Origin of the sequence: Salmonella sp. SAL04196 (assembly GCF_046550835.1) — a bacterium.
In the GTDB taxonomy this organism is placed as follows: Bacteria; Pseudomonadota; Gammaproteobacteria; order Enterobacterales; family Enterobacteriaceae; genus Salmonella; species Salmonella enterica.
Genome location: NZ_JBGDXE010000008.1, coordinates 21,374 through 40,803, shown reverse-complemented (window position 1 = coordinate 40,803; position 19,430 = coordinate 21,374). Strand labels below are relative to the sequence as shown.

The following is a 19,430-nucleotide window of genomic DNA, read 5'->3' as shown; positions in this document are numbered from 1 at the left end:
CTTGGCGGTGGTCTGAAAAACGTTCTTACAGGCCACAGGGTTAGCGGAATTGATAACTCTTACGAGATGCGACTGAGAATACCACTTTCTCCGCCTGCGGGTAGTATAAAGCATACAAAAAGAGGCGTGGATTCCGCTAAACACTGGTTTTTAGCGCGTCAGGTCTCTATAATCTCGCGCAACTATTTCCCCCTCGAACACTTTTTAAGCCGTAGATAAACAGGCTGGGACACTTCACATGAGCGAAAAATACGTCGTCACCTGGGACATGTTGCAGATTCACGCACGCAAACTGGCGAGCCGCCTCATGCCTTCAGAACAATGGAAAGGCATTATTGCCGTAAGTCGTGGCGGCCTTGTACCGGGCGCACTACTGGCGCGTGAATTGGGCATTCGTCATGTCGATACCGTATGCATCTCCAGCTACGATCACGATAACCAGCGCGAACTGAAAGTGCTGAAACGTGCAGAAGGCGACGGCGAAGGCTTTATCGTCATCGACGATCTGGTCGATACCGGCGGCACCGCCGTCGCGATTCGCGAAATGTACCCTAAAGCGCATTTCGTCACGATTTTCGCTAAACCGGCGGGCCGTCCGCTGGTTGATGATTATGTTATTGATATTCCTCAGAACACCTGGATTGAGCAGCCCTGGGATATGGGTGTGGTATTTGTACCGCCGATTTCAGGTCGTTAATCAGCAGTTTTTCAGAGCGCCCGGCAATGCCGGGCGCTGTTTTATTGGTTACAATAAGCCTCTATGAGTATCCAAGGAGGCTGCACGAATGACACAGGCTAACCTCAGCGAAACCCTGTTCAAACCCCGCTTTAAACATACTGAAACGTCTACCCTTGTCCGTCGGTTCAATCGTGGGTCGCAGCCGCCCATGCAATCCGCGCTGGACGGTAAGAACGTTCCGCACTGGTATCGCATGATAAACCGCCTGATGTGGATTTGGCGCGGCGTTGACCCACGAGAAATCCTTGATGTGCAGGCGCGCATTGTGATGAGCGACGCAGAGCGAACGGATGATGATTTATACGATACGGTCATCGGTTACCGCGGCGGCAACTGGATTTATGAGTGGGCAAAGCAGGCGATGGACTGGCAGCAGAAAGCCTGTCAGGAACAGGACGCCATGCGCAGCGGACGCTACTGGCTTCATGCCTCAACGCTCTATAACATTGCCGCCTACCCGCATTTGAAGGGCGATGAGCTGGCGGAGCAGGCGCAGGCGCTGGCGAATCGCGCCTATGAAGAGGCCGCGCAGCGGTTGCCCGGCTCGTTACGTGAAATGGAATTTGCCGTTCCTGGCGGTTCGCCTGTCACCGCGTTTTTACATATGCCGAAAGGGGATGGTCCGTTTCCGACGGTGCTCATGTGCGGCGGCCTGGACGCCATGCAAACCGACTATTACACCCTGTATGAACGCTATTTCGCGCCGCGCGGTATCGCGATGTTAACGCTTGATATGCCTTCGGTTGGATTTTCATCAAAGTGGAAATTAACCCAGGATTCCAGCTTGCTCCACCAGCATGTGTTAAAAGCGCTTCCTAATGTCCCCTGGGTGGATCATACCCGTGTTGCGGCGTTTGGTTTCCGTTTTGGCGCCAACGTTGCGGTGCGTCTGGCCTATCTGGAAGCGCCGCGTTTGAAAGCGGTGGCTTGCCTGGGGCCGGTGGTCCATGCGCTACTTAGCGATCCGCAACGACAGAGCACGGTGCCGGAGATGTATCTGGATGTTCTGGCCAGCCGTCTGGGTATGCATGATGCTTCGGATGAGGCGCTACGTGTGGAGCTCAATCGCTATTCGTTGAAAGTACAGGGGCTACTGGGCAGACGTTGTCCTACGCCAATGCTTTCCGGCTTCTGGAAAAACGATCCCTTCAGCCCGGAAGAAGAGTCTCGCTTAATTACAACATCATCTTCAGACGGTAAGCTGATAGAGATCCCTTTTAACCCGGTGTACCGCAATTTTGACCACGCGCTGCAAGAAATTACCGACTGGATTAATCATAGATTGTGTTAATAGATTGATAAATTCTATTGATTTGGTAAAACAGTTGCTTCATTAAAGGAGATCGCAATGACGTTACCGAGTGGACACCCGAAAAGTAGATTGATCAAGAAATTTACCGCGCTTGGCCCCTATATCCGGGAAGGGCAGTGTGAAGACAATCGTTTTTTTTTCGATTGCCTGGCAGTTTGCGTCAACGTGAAGCCCGCGCCAGAGAAGCGTGAATTTTGGGGCTGGTGGATGGAGCTGGAAGCACAAGAGAAACGCTTCACTTATCGTTATCAGTTTGGTTTGTTTGATAAAGAGGGCAACTGGACCGCAGTGCCGATTAACGAAACCGAAGTGGTGGAGCGACTGGAATACACGCTACGCGAGTTTCATGAAAAGCTACGCGACCTGCTGATTTCTATGGAGCTGGCGTTGGAGCCGTCTGACGATTTCAACGACGAGCCGGTAAAACTGTTGGCATAACCCTGCTGCCATGCCTGATGGCGTAGCGCCATCAGGCACAATGCGACTTATCAGAACTGGTAGGTCAACCCTATTGCCACAATATCATCGTCATTAATGCCTAACGTGTTATCGCTATCAAGCTGATTGATTTTGTAATCTACAAACGCGGACATATTTTTGTTGAAGTAATAGGTTGCGCCCACGTCAATGTAATTCACCAAATCCTCACTGCCGACGCCCTCAATATCTTTGCCTTTTGACAGCACATAGCCTAATGACGGACGCAGACCAAAATCAAACTGATACTGGATAACTGCTTCGAAGTTTTGGGTTTTATTGGCAAATCCGCCGGAAACTGGCGTCATGTTGCGGGTTTCTGAATAGAAGGTCGCAATATAAATATCATTCGCGTCATACTTTACACCCGTAGCCCAGGCTTCGGCTTTATCGCCCGTACCGCGGCGCTGCAGATTTTGCTCCCTGGTGCGATCGGAGAGAGTATAAGCGCCGCTGACGGCAAAATCGCTGCCGCCGAAATCATAGCTCACGGATGTGCCGAAGCCGTCGCCGTTTTGCTTTTTCACATCGCGATTTTCGTTTTTCCCCTGATACTGTAAGGTAAGATCCAGTCCATCAACGATGCCGAAGAAATCGGTATTGCGGTAAGTCGCCAGCCCGCTGGCGCGTTTAGTCATAAAATTATCGGTCTGGGCGGAAGAGTCGCCGCCGAATTCGGGAAACATATCCGTCCAGGCCTCAACATCGTACAGCGCGCCCAGGTTACGTCCATAGTCAAAAGAACCAATATCTTTTAATTTCAGGCCTGCAAAGGCCAGGCGGGTTTTTTGCTGGGACGAATCACTTTCGGCTTTATTACCGGCAAACTCAGCTTCCCAGCGCCCGTAGCCGGTCAATTGATCGTTAATTTGCGTTTCGCCTTTAAAACCAAAACGAACGTAGCTTTGATCGCCATCTTTGCTGTCATAATCGCTCATATAGTGCATGGCTTTAACTTTTCCATACACATCAAGCTTATTACCGTTTTTATTGTAAACCTCGGCGGCGTGAACAGATGCTGATGCGATGATACTCACCACTATTGCCAGAGTGCTCTTATTCATTTCCATTCCTGTTTTAATTACGCGCTATGATTTGTCGGGAGACCCGGTAAAAAACAGGAAGGTTTTTAACGTTCGGTAATGAAAGATTTATGACAAAGTGAGAATTTTTTTAAAAAAATATGTTTAATTGTTGCGGTAATAAAATGGTCAAATTCTGCCGCTACGCTTGCTGATCCTGCGCAACAAAATTTCACGCTACGCGTACAGGTTGTTGGCAACCGGAGCCAGTCCTGCTAAAACGTTCATTTGGTCTTTATTTCTTATTTTGAACGGCAGAGAATCATGAGTGACAGCCAGACGCTGGTCGTAAAACTCGGCACCAGCGTGCTAACAGGCGGATCGCGCCGCCTGAACCGTGCCCATATCGTAGAACTTGTCCGCCAGTGCGCGCAGCTACACGCCGCGGGACATCGTATTGTTATTGTTACCTCTGGCGCGATTGCCGCCGGACGTGAACATCTCGGCTACCCGGAACTGCCGGCAACGATCGCCTCTAAACAGCTTCTGGCGGCGGTAGGGCAAAGCCGTCTGATTCAACTGTGGGAGCAGTTGTTTTCAATTTACGGTATCCATATCGGGCAGATGCTGTTGACGCGTGCGGATATGGAAGACAGAGAGCGCTTTCTGAACGCCCGCGATACGCTGCGTGCATTACTGGATAACCATATTGTGCCGGTTATCAATGAAAATGATGCCGTTGCGACAGCGGAAATTAAAGTGGGCGATAACGATAACCTCTCCGCGCTGGCGGCGATCCTGGCAGGCGCGGATAAACTGCTGCTGCTGACCGATCAGCAAGGATTATTTACCGCCGATCCGCGTAGCAATCCGCAGGCGGAGCTTATCAAAGATGTGTATGGCGTTGACGATGCGCTGCGCTCTATCGCGGGAGACAGCGTTTCCGGGCTGGGAACCGGTGGTATGAGCACTAAGCTTCAGGCGGCAGACGTGGCCTGTCGCGCGGGTATTGATACGATTATTGCCTCAGGCAGTAAACCGGGCGTGATCGGCGATGTGATGGAGGGGATTTCCGTCGGCACCCGTTTTCATGCGCAAGCCTCGCCGCTGGAGAACCGCAAACGTTGGATCTTCGGCGCGCCGCCGGCAGGTGAAATTACGGTTGATGAAGGCGCGACCGCGGCAATGCTGGAACGTGGCAGTTCACTTCTGCCAAAAGGCATCAAAAGCGTGACGGGCAATTTCTCGCGGGGGGAGGTCATCAGAATTTGTAACCTGCAAGGGCGTGATATCGCTCATGGCGTCAGCCGTTATAACAGTGATGCTCTGCGGCGGATAGCCGGCCACCACTCTCAACAAATCGATGCGATTCTGGGCTATGAATATGGCCCGGTCGCTGTTCATCGTGATGACATGATTACTCGATAAGGAACAGGCATATGCTGGAACAAATGGGCATTGCTGCTAAAGCGGCGTCGTATAAGCTGGCGCTGCTCTCCAGCTGCGAAAAAAATCGCGTGCTGGAAAAAATAGCCGATGAACTGGAAGCGCAAATGGAAAGTATCCTCAGCGCGAACGTACAAGATGTTGAGCAGGCGCGAGCCAACGGCCTGAGCGAAGCGATGCTGGACCGCCTGGCGCTGACCCCTGCGCGTCTGAAAGCGATTGCTGACGATGTGCGCCAGGTCTGTAATCTCGCCGACCCGGTCGGGCAGGTGATCGACGGCGGTCTGCTGGACAGCGGCCTGCGTCTGGAGCGCCGCCGCGTGCCGTTGGGCGTGGTTGGCGTTATCTATGAGGCGCGTCCGAACGTTACCGTTGATGTGGCTTCTTTGTGTCTGAAAACCGGTAATGCGGTGATTCTACGCGGTGGGAAAGAGACGCATCGCACGAATGCCGCAACCGTTCGTGTCATTCAGAAGGCGCTGAAAGCTTGCGGTTTACCGGAGGCAGCGGTTCAGGCGATTGATAATCCGGATCGTTCGCTGGTCAATGAAATGCTGCGTATGGATAAGTACATCGATATGCTGATCCCGCGCGGCGGCGCAGGCTTGCATAAACTGTGCCGCGAGCAATCCACCATTCCGGTGATTACCGGCGGGATTGGCGTGTGCCATATTTTTGTCGATAGCAGCGCAGACATCGCCCCGGCGCTGAAGATTATCGTCAACGCCAAAACCCAGCGCCCGAGTACCTGTAACACGGTGGAAACCTTGCTGGTGCATCAGGACATCGCAGAACGCTTTTTGCCTGCGCTGAGCAAGCAGATGGCGGAGAGCGGCGTAACGTTGCATGGGGATGAAACCGTCATGCAGGCACTGCATGGCCCTGCCAAACTGGTGCCGCTGAAACCGGAAGAGCTGGATAACGAGTTTCTGTCTCTGGATCTGAACGTTGTGATGGTCGAAAATATGGATGGCGCTATCGCCCACATTCGCGAACATGGTACTCAGCACTCCGATGCCATTTTGACGTGTGATATGCATAATGCTGCGCGTTTCGTGAACGAAGTGGATTCCGCTGCGGTTTATGTCAACGCCTCTACCCGTTTTACCGACGGCGGGCAGTTTGGGCTTGGCGCAGAAGTGGCGGTCAGCACGCAGAAATTACATGCCCGCGGTCCGATGGGGCTTGAAGCGCTTACCACCTATAAGTGGATAGGCTTTGGCGATGGTACGATTCGTGCGTAATTAATGTCGAGCGGTGCAAAAATAGCCGGTTGAGTAGCAAGGCTATTGACGCACCGCCCGGTTAGTTTTAACCTTCTACCCCGTGATTCACCCGTGTGAACACACCCTTCTCAGGGCCGATATAGCTCAGTTGGTAGAGCAGCGCATTCGTAATGCGAAGGTCGTAGGTTCGACTCCTATTATCGGCACCATTAAAATCAATAAGTTACACATCATTAGTACCTTCCTTATTTTTTGACTGGGACAAATTTGGGACCGATGGGTTCAGGATCGAGTCTATTTGCCGTGCGTGTTCGGTAAGGTGATTAGGTGCAAGGTGAGCATATCGACGAACCATTTCGATAGACTCCCAGCCTCCCATTTCCTGTAACACTGACAACGGGACTCCGGCTTGAACCAGCCAACTTGCCCAGGTGTGTCTCAAGTCGTGAAATCTGAAATCATCAATACCAGCCCGTCTCAGCGCCGCTTTCCAGGCTGTGTTTGCGTCATACCGCATCTTCCTTACTGTTGGCGCTTTCGTTCCGTCTGGTTTGGTACAGCTTTCCTTGTACACAAATACCCAACGGTGATGATTCCCGATTTGTTTTTTCAATACGCGACATGCAGTATCATTCAGCGCAACGCCAATTGCGCGGTTTGATTTACTCTCTTCCGGGTTTATCCATGCCACCCGGCGCTGCATATCTATTTGTTGCCATTCAAGGTTGATGATGTTCGAGCGTCTTAAGCCTGTTGCCAGTGCAAATTCAACAACAGACTTTAATGGCTCCGGACATTCATCAATCAGCCTTTGTGCTTCATGGGGCTCCAGCCAGCGGATCCGTTTATTCTTTGGTTGAGGCACTTTAATAATTGGTGCCTTATCCAGCATTTTCCATTCACGCTCTGCGGCTCTTAGTAGGGCCTTTATAAATGAAAGATGCGTAGCCTTCGTTGCAACGGACGCTGGTTTTGGCGTGTATTCTGGAACAGGTTTCCCTTTTTTTCTGCATGCTTCTGCCCTGAGTTTCCAGTTTTCCTCATGACGCCGGTTCGTCATTTTTTGCATTGCTGAATAAATTTTTGATTCAGTAATGTCTCTTAGTTGCATTCCTGCGAAATGTTGAAGCCAGAATCCGATCCGGCTTTTGTCATCGTCCAGTGATTTTTTATGTGCTTTCTCTTCAAGCCACCTGACACACGCTTCCTCGAACGTTATATCAGGTATTTCACCAAGTTTGCTGACCCGCCATGCTTCAGCCTTTAGCTTGTCATGGAGTTCTGTCGCCTGCCTTTTGTCCTTTGTTCCAAGAGACTGTTTAAATCTTTTACCGTTCGGCAATGTGAAACTGGCGTACCATATTTCACCTCTGCGGAAGAGTGACATTTTCTTTCCTCTGTTATGCCATCACCCGCGCTCACCTGGACAGTATGCAGCGGAGACTGAAGAGCCGCAATGCAGGCTTGTCGTGTTGTGAGGTAAGGAGATTTATTCTTAGTGGGATCTTTGCGTGTTGCCTGAAGACGCCCTGTGCGTATCCAGTTAATGGCAGTCGGTCTGGATATCTTGAGAAAATGACAGGCCTCATCGAGTGTGAGGCTGTATGGCTCCATTATTTCACCTCTTGCTGTGACATTGTTGAGAAATGGATACCAGCTCGTTGCTGCCAGACGATCCAACCGAGAGTCATATCCCATGCCATGTATTCGTTATCGCCGTTTTTTGCTCTCCGACGATCTACTAAGTCACCAAAACGCTTTTCCATGAATAATTCATAAGCTTCGCGTTCATCTGGTTCTACTTCCAGAGATAGGAGTGCGATTTCATAAGCACGGCGCTCAATATCGTCTCGCACGTCAAGGCTGCTGATACGCTCTTTAATTTCTTTAATCAGTTCTTTGTCGGTAAAAGTGGTCATTATGCTCCAGCCTCCGGTGCTTTTGGCATTACTGCCCAGTGAGTGATATTGACGTTTTCAAGGTCCCCGACCTGAAATGTCCACTGCCATTCTCCGGTTTCTTTTTGTCCCCAGGTGTACCAGAGAGAACGCCAGCCAATTAGCCAGCCTTCTCCGTTAGCATCGAATAACAAAACACTTTCATTTGCTGGTGGCAGTTCAGTTGACACTGGTATTACTTTGTTTTCCTGTGCTGCACATTTAGCTTCAAGCGCATCGAATTTACGCACCAGGTATTCAGCATCTGTTTCATTTACTTTCAGATCTCGCGGTACACATCTCCCACGAAGAAACCCTTCCATTTCGAAAACATTCATGCGCATTTGCGTAACTCCGATAACTCGTTAAAGCGTTCCATAAACATCCCGTAGGCATGGCCCGGTGCCAGTGGAATCACGTTGAACATCTCTGTTGCCGGGATACCTTCCAGTACAGGCCAGAAAGAGCCATCATCAAGCCCGAGATCGCGGCGTTCGGTTGCCAGCATGATGAGATCGGCATATTTCACGGGCGTACTCATAACTGGGGGTAACCCGTATTTCTCACGGATTACGGCGTCTATTTTTTCTTCCATTTGTTTATAGTCAGGAAGAAGGCGTTTCAGTGGTGCGGGAATGTCCTGGCAATACGCTTCTGTTGCATCATGCATTAACGCTTCAAAAGCAAATTCCTGCGGCACCAACTGGCTGCAAAGAACCGCATGTTGGGCGACGCTGTAGAAGTGCGAAAGATGACCGGCAAAGCGACAGATATTTGAAAGGGAAACCGCGATATCGTTAATATCGATGTCGTCTTTATTTATCCTGTCATAATAAAAATGCTTCCCGGAAAAAGTTTTAATAAATGACATTTTGTTCTCCACGTATATGCGCTGCACCGCGCTGAATTCTGGTAAAAAGAATCCCTCACCATCCGGCGATTATTGAGTAAATTACGTTTCCATAAATGCCCCCGCAGGGGCATTTGCAGTAATGAAATCAGGCGGTGAAAGTACCAATAAAGGTTTCTACTTTGCTGTCCTTGAATTTCTCAACAAGCAGATCACGAAATTCGTTAGCCATTTCTTCCTGCACCGCCTCCAGCTGAATAATGCGCAGAACCAGTACAGGACGATCGCCAGTGATAATACTGAGGCGTAATTTAAACGGACGTTCTTTCAGACCTTCAAACGGAACGCATTTAAATTCAAATGCCACTGGCATAATGTCTTTGGTCTTCGCTTCGACAGACTCCATCAGGGAGCGTTTGCCGCTGAAGTCATTATCTTCAAAATCAGCGGTCTGGTTTGCTTCAATCGTGATTTTACGGACAGCCGCAGCCGCTTTTGTTGCCTGAATAGCGTCACCATTAGCATCAAAGCCCACAAGATAGTCGGCCCAGTCTTCAATCCATTCTGCCAGTGACTTCTGGGAGTTACGCTCGCCGTTAACAGACAACAGAGCAGAGAACGGTGCTGTCTTTTTCAGTTTGAGTGTGGCGGTGTTATCTGCGTGACCTGGTTCATCAATAGTACCCAGGTTAAGCACACTGACGGCACGCATATTATCAGCATCGATAAAGCAGCGGGTGCCTTCATCTGCAAGATCTTTAGAATAACGGGTAAAGTCATCGATGCTGGTAGTGGAAAGCGCACCACGGAAACGGAAGCGATTTAAATTAAATTTTTCCAGATCATGAATGCGAAAATTCTCAGGCAATGCCACAGCATCGGCACCAATCTTACTGATAATTTCATTAACACCCTGAGCAGAAATAAGGGCATGGATTTGATTAATTGCGGTTGCGTCTAAGTTCTGAGACATAATAAGTCCTCACTATATAAAGATATTCAGTGATGAGATAAATAATCAGTTAATTAAAAACGATATTAACGACCTGCTGCGCGGAGTTTTCCGTCAGGTTCACCGGCAAGAGTCAGTAACTGTCCCTGGTCTTCCTGCAGAATAGTCAGGCGACCACCGCGATTGACATACATCGGCGTTTCGGTGGTGTCTTCTTCGGAAATTTTCCCGCGGTTAGTCGGGCGAACATATGAGAGTTTGTGTTTGATTTTCACACGGTTCTCATCAAATGGTTCGATTTCCAGGTTGAGTGAGACCTTACCTTTGGTTTTCGTGTTCATCACACCGGAAGCGACTTCACTGAGAACTGCGCCGATTTTGGTTTCAAATACGCCGCCGTCCAGCTCCCCGATAAATGCCTGCACATCAGTACTGCGTTCGCTAGCCATTTTGCTGCTCCTCATCATATCGACCCTGCAAGGTCGGTTGGTTTCTCCACAAAACAGAGAAGAACACCTGCGGTGACTGCCGCCCGGATGGATTGGGTTATGAGCCCGTCGTCCGGTGATGTTCTTCTCTGTTTTGTAAAAAGAGCGATACCAGCCGGAAGCAAGTGTACAAACTGGTACCGCGAGGACTACACACAGCATAAAGTTGTGGTGCCGGGTGCCTCCCGGTGCCTGGCGAAGGTTGCACACCAGGCGGGTGGGTATCCACAGAAGGTCGACTGTCAGCCTCAACCTTAACCCGCGTGCGCTGAGCCGCATTCACCACAACGCTAAGGATTCTCTCTGGTTGAAAATACTTAGCTGTTATGTGCCTGTCTTTTCACCACTTCAGGCTCGGTGGTATCTTGGTGTTTTCATATAGCCAAGAAGGAAATAGTTATGACCAAAGAAGAAAAAATTCTTTATTTATTCCAACTATCGGTTAAGACACACACTGCATATCAGACTGCTGCCATGACATCAGATAAAAATTACAGTACGTCAGAAAACCCGATAGACGACATAAGCAAGCTTTACGATAAGTTCGAAGCACTACTCGATAAAAAGTTTGCTGAGGCTGGGCTTGAGTGATTGTTGAATAATCGACAAAACCCAACTTAAATTTTCGTCAGTGGGCTCGATGCCATGTGCGGTGAGCTCACTTTTCAAAACTCCAAGCAATTCAGAGCTGATTTTCAATATATCTGCTTGATTTCTAACTATTCCCAATTTTTCCTCCCTTGGTCTACGCGCGGTCATGTTTTACGCCCAAACGACTTCACAGTTATTGTTTAAAATCTGGACTTTCATTTCATACACCTGCTTTAACATGAGTGCCTAGTGGCACAACATGACTCAACGAATCATCCTGGACTTCATATGCCCCAGGCGGCTACTTCGTGGGCGTCCTGCCTGTTCGTTGTTTCGCTTGGGTACATTATGTATCTCAAAGGTACATTGTCAAGTATAAAAAAACCTGCCGAAGCAGGTTCATAAACATTGATTAGGCTTTGATTTTGTATCTTCTTGGTTTTCCTGAGAAAATCACTGTACCAATTATAGAGCAATTACCGTTGATCTTAATGTAAGGCTCAGGCCAGTTTGGGTTTAACGCTTTGAGATAACGCTGTGTCCCATCTTCTATCAACCTTTTGAAGGTGGTTTCACCTGTATCGTGCATCAATGCAATAACGTCGTCACCGTGGCAGGCAGGGACTTCAGGATCTACAAAAATCATGTCTCCTGGGCGGTACTCATCAATCATTGAATCACCTATCACCCGCAAGATATAAGTCATTTCCCCACAGGGTACAGGGCAGGGATACGTTTCTGCTGTGCTCAAATCAACCTCAGAATATCCAACTTCTTTCCATGCTCCGGCCTGTACCCATGATATGACAGGGACTAATGTGATTTGTTTATTAGTGATTGAAACATCAGGTTTTTTTGTGATGTTCGTTGTCTGGTGTTCTTGATCGAGCCATCCGACAGGCAGGTCGAAACATTTTTCGATGTGCCGTGCCATGCTGTCACCGATATTTTTAGTAGCACCATCTCCCATAAACCTGCTGGTCTGGGTTGGCTCGCGATCAATCATGGTGGCAAAGGAAGAATTCCCGCCAACACCATCTCTCAGTTTTCTGGCGTTAGACCGCCGGATGTCATGGACTGTTTTCATAAAGAAATTAAAACCTTTGTACCGATAAGGTACAAGTATCTTGAAGGTTCATACTAATCATGTAATATGTATATCGGAGGTACATATTGTATGAAAGCGTATTGGGACTCTTTAACCAAAGAACAGCAGGGCGAGTTGGCCGGAAAAGTTGGCTCAACACCAGGCTACTTACGGCTGGTTTTCAATGGTTATAAAAAAGCCAGTTTTGTGCTGGCTAAAAAACTTGAGCAATGCACGTCAGGTGCAATTACGAAATCTGACTTAAGACCGGATATCTATCCGAAAGATTAACAGAACATCTTCAATTTTTAACCACAGAACGATGAGGCTAACCGTGGGTAAGCATCACTGGAAAGTAGAAAAACAGCCTGAGTGGTACGTGAAAGCTGTCAGAAAAACTATCGCGGCGTTGCCGGGGGGTTACGCTGAAGCTGCTGAGTGGCTGGATGTAACAGAGAACGCTTTATTCAACCGCCTTCGTGCAGATGGCGATCAGATTTTCCCGCTGGGATGGGCAATGATTTTACAGCGCGCGGCTGGCACTCACTACATTGCGGATGCTGTCGCACAGTCTGCTGGTGGGGTGTTTGTATCGCTTCCTGAAATTGAGGAAGTAGAGAACGCCGATATAAACCAGCGCCTGCTGGAAGTCATCGAACAGATCGGGAGTTACTCAAAGCAGATTCGTTCGGCAATCGAAGATGGGGTAGTGGAGCCACACGAGCAGACAGCAATTAATGATGAGTTGTATCTGTCAATTTCGAAGCTCCAGGAGCATGCAGCACTGGTCTACAAAATCTTTTGCGCTCCAGAAAAGAGTGACGCCCGCGAGTGTGCAGCTCCGGGCGTCGTGGCGTTTTGTGTCTGTGGAGAAACTAACGCATGAACAGTTTAACGGCAAATAACCGTTTGTCGCAACAGCTGGTGGTCAGCGTCGCTGAACACCTGTTGTTACGGCATGAATGCAGATTACCAAATCACCTGGCTGTAAGTAACCACAGAGAACTTTACCTGACTGTGGGGGGCGAGTTGTGCAGGAACTTAACCGCTGGTTTCGTGACGGAAGAGGGCTTTATGTCCATGTTATTCGTTGGGAGCCAGAAACACAGCGCGTTATCTATCTTCGCAAAGACTACCCGCATGAGTGCTTTAGTCCTTTGTGGAAATTCAGGCGTGATTTTGTTGAGTGTGAAGGACCACCAGCACATTGATTCTGCCATTCCGGGACGTTACACTGTTCAGGCACCTTATAAAGCGGGTGTCGGGATTGGCGTCCTGGAATTGCATACGGCGACAATTGGCGCGTTAGCGTCTTTTTTGTTGCTACAACTCAGCTATACCCAAATTATGGTGGGCTGGGTGGGGGCACCGAAAGGTGCGCCGGTTTCCGTATGCGCCGGTTACGCCAACCCTGCTCAGTTCACCACCAGCGAAATTGGCGTTTCCGGTGGTGGAAGTTATCCATTGCATACGGAGGCTGCCATCATGGCTACTGTCCCAGCCCTCTCTCGTCTGAATGATGAAGACTTACATAAACTCAGTTATGTAACAACTGCACTACGTGCTCTGCGCAAGGTAACTCTTTCGGATCCGCAGGCGCATCAAGTTCTGGTAGAAACCCTTCTTAACTTGCAGGCTGAACGTATTCGTCTGGCGGATAAGGCTAATTTTCATATTCACCGTCTCCTGAATATCAGCGGAGGGCATCGTCATGCTTAATCCGTTGATCCTCAATATTTGCCGTTTGCTTCAGCGTAAAAAAACATCAATTCCTACAGTTGGGCAGTGGTACACCACGCCTGCAGGGCATGTTCTACGTGTTAGCCTGGTTGACCGTGAATGTCAGAAGGTGATTTGTGAACCGCTGGGCCGTAATTACCGCATCAGTATGCCGCTTATAGCCTTTTGCTCCGGAAAAAACATGAAGCATCTCGGAGGTGCAGCATGAGTATGGAGCTGATGGTTAAAGCGATGAAAATTCGAGTGGGTAATCCATTGCGAAAACTGGTTCTGATCAAGCTGGCTGATAATGCCAGCGATCAGGGTGAGTGCTGGCCCAGCTACCAGCATATTGCTGACCAGTGCGAGATTAGCAAACGTTCTGTGATGAATCATATTGCGGCCCTTTGTGAGTCCGGGCTGGTAAAAAAAGTCACCCGGAAAGGTGAAAAAGGTAACTCAAGTAATATCTATCTCCTTCATCTGGATGGTGCAGGAGATTCACTAGGGGGTAGTGCAAATAATTCACTATCTGGTGCAGCAAATTCACTAGGTAGTGCAGGAGTTGCACCAGGGGGTAGTGCAGGAGATTCACCCAGAACCAGTCACTCTTTTGAACCAGTCAAAGAACCAGTCAATGAACCAATAGCTGTTGGTGCATCAGTTGATGAGTCCGTGCGAGTTCGTTCAAACCGACCGGAATACTCTCCGGAGTTTGAGCAGGCATGGCTGGCATATCCCAAACGTGCTGGTGGCAATTCAAAATCTGCAGCCTTCAAAGCCTGGAAAGCCCGTTTGAATGAGGGAGTAAACCCCGAAACCATGCTGGAAGGTGTGAAACGCTACGCGGGCTGGGTATCTGCGATGGGTAACAGCGGCACACAATTTGTGAAACAGGCTGTCACGTTCTTTGGTCCGGATCGTCATTTCGAAGAATCCTGGGAAGTTCCTGCGGTATCTGCAGCCAGACGTGAGGACCCGTACTTCAAAGCCAGTTACGACAACGTGGACTACAGCCAGATCCCGGCAGGATTCAGGGGGTGATCATGAGTCTTTTGAATGAAGTTCAGAAATTCATTGAAGCCCATCCGGGGTGTACTTCCGGAGACATTGCGGATGCTTTTGCAGGTTACTCACGGCAGCGCGTTCTGCAGTCAGCAAGCAAGTTACGTCAGAGTGGGCGTGTGGCTCACCGTTGTGAAGGAGATACACGCAGACATTTCCCACGCCTGACTGAGAGAGCGCAGGAGCCGGAACCACAACCAGTTCGTGAAACCAAACCTGTGCGCAATTTCTATGTCGGCACTAACGATCCCCGGGTGATTTTGTGCCTGACCCGCCAGGCTGAAGAGCTGGAGTCCAGGGGGTTATACCGTCGTGCTGCAACGGTGTGGATGGCGGCATTCCGAGAAAGCCACTCCCAGCCAGAACGAAACAATTTTCTGGCGCGTCGTGAGCAGTGCTTACGGAAAAGCAGCAAGCGAGCTGTATCGGGTGATGAGTGGTATCTGTCAGGGAATTACGTGGGGGCTTAATGAGTAATAAATATTGCCAGGAGCTGGTGGAACTGCGGAACAAACCAGCCCATGAACTGAAGGAAGTGGGTGATCAGTGGCGCACGCCGGACAACATTTTCTGGGGAATTAACACCCTGTTTGGCCCGTTTGTTCTGGATCTGTTCACTGACGGTGATAACGCCAAATGTGCCGCGTATTACACGGCGGAAGACAACGCGCTGGCGCATGACTGGTCAGAACGCCTTGCGGAGCTTAAAGGTGCTGCCTTTGGTAATCCTCCATACAGCCGCGCCAGTCAGCATGAAGGGCAATACATCACCGGCATGCGTTACATCATGAAACATGCCAGTGCCATGCGTGATAAGGGCGGGCGCTATGTTTTCCTGATCAAAGCTGCCACCAGCGAAGTGTGGTGGCCGGAAGATGCGGACCATATTGCTTTTATTCGCGGGCGTATTGGTTTTGAACTGCCTGCCTGGTTTATCCCGAAGGACGAGAAGCAGGTGCCGACAGGAGCTTTTTTCGCTGGTGCTATTGCTGTTTTTGACAAGACCTGGAAGGGACCGGCAATCAGCTACATCGGGCGCGATGAACTTGAGGCATGTGGTGAGGCGTTTCTGGCGCAGGTTCGCCAGCAGGCGGAAAAACTGGTCAGGGAGATGGCGGCATGACGACGTTAACTCAATGCCAGCAGCAGGTGCTGGATATGCTGATTTCTTACCAGAAAGAACGTGGCTTCCCGCCAACCAATCAGGAGGTGGCAACCATGCTGGGATACCGTTCAGTGAATGCAGCGGTGGAGCATCTTCGCGCACTGGAGAAAAAAGGCGTCATCACGATAAAGCGTGGCGTGGCCCGGGGGATCACGCTTCATACCGCGGTGAAGGACGACGACAGCGAGGCGGTCGGTATCATCCGCGCACTGCTTTCCGGTGAGGAGAACGCCAGGTTGCGTGCAGCCCACTGGTTACATGAGAGAGGCCTGAAAGTATGAAGCTAATCCTGCCTTTCCCGCCCAGCGTGAACACGTACTGGCGACACCCCAACAAAGGGGCATTTTCTGGTAAGAGCCTGATAAGCGCGGCGGGGCGCAAATTCCAGAGCGCGGCGTGTGCAGCAATAGTTGAGCAGTTACGTCGTCTGCCGAAACCAACGTCGGCACCTGCTTCAGTGGAGATCGTGTTATTTCCTCCGGATAACCGGATCCGCGATCTGGACAACTATAACAAGGCGCTGTTTGACGCCCTGACCCACGCGGGGGTGTGGGAAGACGACAGTCAGGTGAAAAGAATGCTGGTGGAGTGGGGACCGGTTATCCCGGAAGGGAAGGTCGAGATCACTATCAGTAAGTACGAGAAAACGGCGGGTGCAGCCGCCTGATCAAGAGGAGAAACGAAGTATGAATAATCTGATGGTCATTGATGGTATTGAAGTTCGTCGTGATGCTTATGGGCGTTACAGCCTGAACGATCTGCATCGCGCAGCAGTAGCATCTGGTGCAAATGCCAGAACCAAGGAGCCAGGAAAGTTTCTTTCCAGCCAACAGACTGTTGAGCTTGTTCATGAATTGACCAACACCCAGAATTTGGGTGTTGACCCGGTGAGTGTGATTCATGGGGGAAATGAACGGGGAACGTATGTCTGCAAGGAACTGGTGTATGCCTATGCAATGTGGATCAGCCCGTCATTCCATCTGAAGGTGATCCGTACTTTCGATATGGTAACCAGCGCACCGGAAAAATTATCCGGACAGGCTGCTGACAAGATGCAGGCTGGTGTGATTCTGCTGGACTTTATGCGTCGGGAGTTAAACCTGTCTAACTCTTCAGTGCTTGGTGCCTGTCAGAAACTCCAGGAGGCTGTTGGCTTACCGAATCTGGCACCGCGCTATGCCATTGATGCTCCTGCTGATGCACACGATGGCTCAAGTCGCCCGACACTGTCACTGAGTGCACTGCTGAAACAGTATGGTATCCGCCTGACGGCTAATCAGGCATATCACCAGATGGTGAAGCTGGGGATCGTCGAGCAGCGCGAACGATACAGCCGTACCGGGATTAACAACATCAAAAAATTCTGGTCGCTGACGGCGAAAGGCTGCATGTTCGGCAAGAACATCACCAGTCCCGCAAATCCGCGCGAGACGCAGCCGCATTTCTTCGAATCCCGATTCCCTGAGCTGTTAAAGCTGCTCGATACCGTTCATTGAGGTGACCGTGAGAGCACTACTGACCCCTGAAATTGCCCCGCGTATGGGGATCGTATTGTTCAGGCCAGGTTCAGAGCTGATGCCCCTGTTTATGCAGGGGCGTGTCCTGCTGGAGCCTGAGCCAGAACGTTATTCATCTTTCGCCAGTGGTGCCGTTCCGGCGGCATCACAACCGCTGGCGGATGATCCTGCCGTTCGGGCCGTGTTCCGCAATGAGGCAGTGATCCGTCGTGCTGGTGGCGTGGAATGTCTTGAAAGCTGGTTACTTCGTGAAAAAGGCTGCCAGTGGCCTCATTCCGACTGGCACAGCGAGAACATGACCACAATGCGACACGCTCCGGGCGCAATCCGTCTGTGCTGGCACTGCGATAACCAGCTGCGCGATCAGTTCACGGAACGGCTGGAATCAATGGCAACGGATAACTGTGCCCGCTGGGTGTTGTCTGTAGTCCGTCGGGATCTCGGTTTTGATGATAACCATGCCGTGACAATGCCGGAACTGTGCTGGTGGCTGATTCGTAATGACCTTGCGGATGCCTTACCTGAAAGCGCAGCCCGTAAGGCGCTGAGATTACCGAAACCTGTTGTGCCGTCTGTCACCCGGGAAAGTGACCTTGTGCCTTCGGTTCCTGCCACCAGCATCATCCAGGATAAAGCGAAAAAGGTGCTGGCGCTGAAAGTGGATCCGGAGTCGCCGGAGTCTTTTATGTTACGCCCAAAACGCCGCCGCTGGGTTAATGAAAAGTACACGCGCTGGGTTAAGACACAGCCGTGTGCATGTTGTGGAAAGCCTGCTGATGATCCCCACCACCTGATAGGCCACGGTCAGGGTGGAATGGGTACAAAAGCGCATGACCTCTTTGTGTTGCCTTTGTGCAGAAAGCATCACGACGAGCTGCATGCGGATACCGTGGCATTTGAAGAAAAGTATGGCTCTCAGCTGGAGCTGATATTTCGTTTTATCGATCGTGCGCTGGCAATTGGCGTATTGGCGTAAGTGGAGAACGAGCATGAACCTTGAAGCCTTACCAAAATATTACTCCCCAAAATCTCCAAAATTGAGCGATGACGCACCGGCGACAGGCTCAGGTGGTTTAACGATTACGGATGTGATGGCTGCGCAGGGGATGGTGCAGTCGAAAGCACCGCTTGGGTTTGCCTTATTCCTGGCAAAAGTTGGTGTTCAGGATCCTCAATTTGCGATTGAAGGTCTGCTCAATTACGCGATGGCACTGGATAACCCGACATTGAACAAATTGAGTGAAGAAACCCGGTTACAGATCATCCCTTACCTTGTGAATTTTGCCTTTGCTGATTATTCCAGGTCTGCGGCAAGTAAGGCTCGCTGTGAGCATTGTGCTGGTACTGGATTTCATAATGTATTGCGCGAAGTGGTGAAACACTCCAGAAGCGGGGAATCTGTTATCAAGGAAGAGTGGGTGAAGGAACTATGTCAGCATTGTCATGGTAAGGGAGAAGTCAGCACAGCGTGCAGAGGGTGTAAGGGTAAAGGTATTGTCCTGGATGAAAAAAGGACCCGGCTTCATGGCACACCTGTTTATAAGATTTGTGGGCGTTGCAATGGAAACCGGTTTAGCCGTTTACCAACCACACTAGCGCGGCATCATGTCCAGAAGCTGGTACCAGACCTGACAGATTATCAGTGGTACAAAGGATATGCAGATGTCATTGATAAACTGGTTACAAAGTGCTGGCAGGAAGAAGCATATGCTGAGGCGCAATTAAGAAAAGTGACGAGATAAATGATTTTCGCCGAAGATGGCGACATAATGCTTGCATTTTTCAAAAAATATGGATAAGATTTTTCCAACGATGGGCTTTGTATGTCTACCGTTGA

General features: G+C 50.1%; 28 protein-coding genes, 1 tRNA gene and 1 pseudogene. 20 read left to right on the top strand and 10 right to left on the bottom strand.

Going from position 1 to position 19,430, the window contains the following annotated elements:
* The first annotated feature begins 238 nt into the window (after positions 1-238).
* From gpt to crl, 3 genes are all read left to right on the top strand, one after another.
* On the top strand, positions 239-697 hold the full coding sequence (gene gpt, locus ACLJPE_RS20570; RefSeq protein ID WP_001292018.1) for a xanthine phosphoribosyltransferase: 459 nt from the start codon (positions 239-241) through the stop codon (positions 695-697).
* A gap of 88 nt (positions 698-785) precedes the next feature.
* Positions 786-2,030, top strand: coding sequence for an esterase FrsA (gene frsA / locus ACLJPE_RS20565; protein ID WP_000189586.1), 1,245 nt, complete (start codon positions 786-788; stop codon positions 2,028-2,030).
* A gap of 57 nt (positions 2,031-2,087) precedes the next feature.
* Positions 2,088-2,489 (top strand): sigma factor-binding protein Crl, encoded by a 402-nt coding sequence (gene crl / locus ACLJPE_RS20560; RefSeq protein ID WP_039514468.1) that lies wholly within the window; start codon positions 2,088-2,090, stop codon positions 2,487-2,489.
* Positions 2,490-2,539: 50 nt separating this feature from the next.
* Here the strand turns inward: crl and phoE are convergent, their stop codons facing one another.
* On the bottom strand, positions 2,540-3,592 hold the full coding sequence (gene phoE / locus ACLJPE_RS20555) for a phosphoporin PhoE (protein ID WP_001043672.1): 1,053 nt from the start codon (positions 3,590-3,592) through the stop codon (positions 2,540-2,542).
* Between the two features lie 282 nt (positions 3,593-3,874).
* On the opposite strand from phoE, the gene proB reads away from it, so the two are divergent.
* The 3 genes from proB (at position 3,875) to ACLJPE_RS20540 (ending at position 6,431) form a co-directional block, all read left to right on the top strand.
* Complete coding sequence (proB, locus tag ACLJPE_RS20550; RefSeq protein ID WP_001285275.1) at positions 3,875-4,978, top strand: glutamate 5-kinase; 1,104 nt, start codon at positions 3,875-3,877, stop codon at positions 4,976-4,978.
* Between the two features lie 11 nt (positions 4,979-4,989).
* Positions 4,990-6,240, top strand: a complete 1,251-nt coding sequence (gene proA, locus ACLJPE_RS20545) for a glutamate-5-semialdehyde dehydrogenase (protein ID WP_023136370.1) — start codon at positions 4,990-4,992, stop codon at positions 6,238-6,240.
* A 115-nt stretch (positions 6,241-6,355) separates the two neighbouring features.
* Positions 6,356-6,431 (top strand) — tRNA-Thr (locus ACLJPE_RS20540).
* A 14-nt stretch (positions 6,432-6,445) separates the two neighbouring features.
* Here ACLJPE_RS20540 and ACLJPE_RS20535 read toward each other — a convergent pair.
* The 8 genes and pseudogenes from ACLJPE_RS20535 to ACLJPE_RS20500 form a co-directional block, all read right to left on the bottom strand.
* The gene (locus ACLJPE_RS20535; protein WP_001132557.1) at positions 6,446-7,564 is read right to left on the bottom strand and encodes a tyrosine-type recombinase/integrase; all 1,119 of its coding nucleotides are present in this window, start codon (positions 7,562-7,564) and stop codon (positions 6,446-6,448) included.
* Positions 7,486-7,920, bottom strand: coding sequence for a helix-turn-helix domain-containing protein (locus tag ACLJPE_RS20530; RefSeq protein ID WP_077941726.1), 435 nt, complete (start codon positions 7,918-7,920; stop codon positions 7,486-7,488). The genes ACLJPE_RS20535 and ACLJPE_RS20530 overlap by 79 nt, the downstream gene beginning before the upstream one ends.
* Positions 7,836-8,141, bottom strand: a complete 306-nt coding sequence (yfdT, locus tag ACLJPE_RS20525) for a protein YfdT (RefSeq protein WP_000206732.1) — start codon at positions 8,139-8,141, stop codon at positions 7,836-7,838. The genes ACLJPE_RS20530 and yfdT overlap by 85 nt, the downstream gene beginning before the upstream one ends.
* Positions 8,141-8,503, bottom strand: coding sequence for a phage protein (locus ACLJPE_RS20520; RefSeq protein WP_001242749.1), 363 nt, complete (start codon positions 8,501-8,503; stop codon positions 8,141-8,143). The genes yfdT and ACLJPE_RS20520 overlap by 1 nt, the downstream gene beginning before the upstream one ends.
* The gene (gene yfdR, locus ACLJPE_RS20515) at positions 8,494-9,030 is read right to left on the bottom strand and encodes a 5'-deoxynucleotidase (RefSeq protein WP_000008200.1); all 537 of its coding nucleotides are present in this window, start codon (positions 9,028-9,030) and stop codon (positions 8,494-8,496) included. Before yfdR ends, ACLJPE_RS20520 begins: the two co-directional genes overlap by 10 nt.
* 127 nt (positions 9,031-9,157) lie before the next feature.
* Entirely contained in the window at positions 9,158-9,982 is an 825-nt protein-coding gene (locus tag ACLJPE_RS20510) for a YfdQ family protein (protein ID WP_000081309.1), read from the bottom strand.
* A gap of 65 nt (positions 9,983-10,047) precedes the next feature.
* Positions 10,048-10,410 (bottom strand): protein YfdP, encoded by a 363-nt coding sequence (yfdP, locus tag ACLJPE_RS20505; RefSeq protein ID WP_000135682.1) that lies wholly within the window; start codon positions 10,408-10,410, stop codon positions 10,048-10,050.
* Positions 10,411-10,424: 14 nt separating this feature from the next.
* Positions 10,425-10,735 (bottom strand): annotated as a pseudogene (locus ACLJPE_RS20500) (hypothetical protein).
* A gap of 113 nt (positions 10,736-10,848) precedes the next feature.
* Here ACLJPE_RS20500 and ACLJPE_RS20495 point away from each other — a divergent pair.
* Positions 10,849-11,040 carry a hypothetical protein gene (locus tag ACLJPE_RS20495; RefSeq protein WP_000159356.1) on the top strand — a complete coding sequence of 64 codons (192 nt, stop codon included), beginning with the start codon at positions 10,849-10,851 and terminating at the stop codon, positions 11,038-11,040.
* A 412-nt stretch (positions 11,041-11,452) separates the two neighbouring features.
* Here the strand turns inward: ACLJPE_RS20495 and ACLJPE_RS20490 are convergent, their stop codons facing one another.
* Positions 11,453-12,127 (bottom strand): LexA family protein, encoded by a 675-nt coding sequence (locus ACLJPE_RS20490; RefSeq protein ID WP_000859462.1) that lies wholly within the window; start codon positions 12,125-12,127, stop codon positions 11,453-11,455.
* 90 nt (positions 12,128-12,217) lie between these two features.
* Here ACLJPE_RS20490 and ACLJPE_RS20485 point away from each other — a divergent pair, with 90 nt between their 5' ends.
* The 13 genes from ACLJPE_RS20485 (at position 12,218) to ACLJPE_RS20425 (ending at position 19,335) form a co-directional block, all read left to right on the top strand.
* Positions 12,218-12,418 (top strand): YdaS family helix-turn-helix protein, encoded by a 201-nt coding sequence (locus ACLJPE_RS20485; RefSeq protein WP_000649477.1) that lies wholly within the window; start codon positions 12,218-12,220, stop codon positions 12,416-12,418.
* Positions 12,419-12,461: 43 nt separating this feature from the next.
* Positions 12,462-13,013, top strand: coding sequence for a protein YmfL (ymfL, locus tag ACLJPE_RS20480; RefSeq protein ID WP_000515860.1), 552 nt, complete (start codon positions 12,462-12,464; stop codon positions 13,011-13,013).
* 145 nt (positions 13,014-13,158) lie between these two features.
* Complete coding sequence (locus ACLJPE_RS20475) at positions 13,159-13,338, top strand: DUF4222 domain-containing protein (protein WP_001341559.1); 180 nt, start codon at positions 13,159-13,161, stop codon at positions 13,336-13,338.
* Entirely contained in the window at positions 13,301-13,846 is a 546-nt protein-coding gene (locus ACLJPE_RS20470; RefSeq protein WP_001440428.1) for an ash family protein, read from the top strand. The genes ACLJPE_RS20475 and ACLJPE_RS20470 overlap by 38 nt, the downstream gene beginning before the upstream one ends.
* Positions 13,839-14,075: a hypothetical protein gene (locus tag ACLJPE_RS20465; RefSeq protein WP_000933941.1), complete on the top strand. Its 237-nt coding sequence runs from the start codon at positions 13,839-13,841 to the stop codon at positions 14,073-14,075. Before ACLJPE_RS20470 ends, ACLJPE_RS20465 begins: the two co-directional genes overlap by 8 nt.
* On the top strand, positions 14,072-14,890 hold the full coding sequence (locus ACLJPE_RS20460) for a helix-turn-helix domain-containing protein (protein ID WP_001677149.1): 819 nt from the start codon (positions 14,072-14,074) through the stop codon (positions 14,888-14,890). Before ACLJPE_RS20465 ends, ACLJPE_RS20460 begins: the two co-directional genes overlap by 4 nt.
* A complete protein-coding gene (locus ACLJPE_RS20455) occupies positions 14,887-15,381 on the top strand; it encodes a PerC family transcriptional regulator (RefSeq protein WP_072129969.1) in 495 nt (164 codons plus the stop codon). The genes ACLJPE_RS20460 and ACLJPE_RS20455 overlap by 4 nt, the downstream gene beginning before the upstream one ends.
* A complete protein-coding gene (locus ACLJPE_RS20450; RefSeq protein ID WP_001343335.1) occupies positions 15,381-16,034 on the top strand; it encodes a phage N-6-adenine-methyltransferase in 654 nt (217 codons plus the stop codon). The genes ACLJPE_RS20455 and ACLJPE_RS20450 overlap by 1 nt, the downstream gene beginning before the upstream one ends.
* Positions 16,031-16,357: a LexA family transcriptional regulator gene (locus ACLJPE_RS20445; protein ID WP_048348968.1), complete on the top strand. Its 327-nt coding sequence runs from the start codon at positions 16,031-16,033 to the stop codon at positions 16,355-16,357. Before ACLJPE_RS20450 ends, ACLJPE_RS20445 begins: the two co-directional genes overlap by 4 nt.
* On the top strand, positions 16,354-16,743 hold the full coding sequence (locus ACLJPE_RS20440; RefSeq protein WP_021512743.1) for a RusA family crossover junction endodeoxyribonuclease: 390 nt from the start codon (positions 16,354-16,356) through the stop codon (positions 16,741-16,743). The genes ACLJPE_RS20445 and ACLJPE_RS20440 overlap by 4 nt, the downstream gene beginning before the upstream one ends.
* A 19-nt stretch (positions 16,744-16,762) precedes the next feature.
* Complete coding sequence (locus tag ACLJPE_RS20435; RefSeq protein ID WP_023352899.1) at positions 16,763-17,572, top strand: KilA-N domain-containing protein; 810 nt, start codon at positions 16,763-16,765, stop codon at positions 17,570-17,572.
* Between the two features lie 7 nt (positions 17,573-17,579).
* Complete coding sequence (locus tag ACLJPE_RS20430) at positions 17,580-18,569, top strand: DUF968 domain-containing protein (RefSeq protein ID WP_001439745.1); 990 nt, start codon at positions 17,580-17,582, stop codon at positions 18,567-18,569.
* Between the two features lie 13 nt (positions 18,570-18,582).
* Positions 18,583-19,335 carry an antitermination protein gene (locus tag ACLJPE_RS20425; protein ID WP_015967852.1) on the top strand — a complete coding sequence of 251 codons (753 nt, stop codon included), beginning with the start codon at positions 18,583-18,585 and terminating at the stop codon, positions 19,333-19,335.
* Positions 19,336-19,430 lie beyond the last annotated feature (95 nt).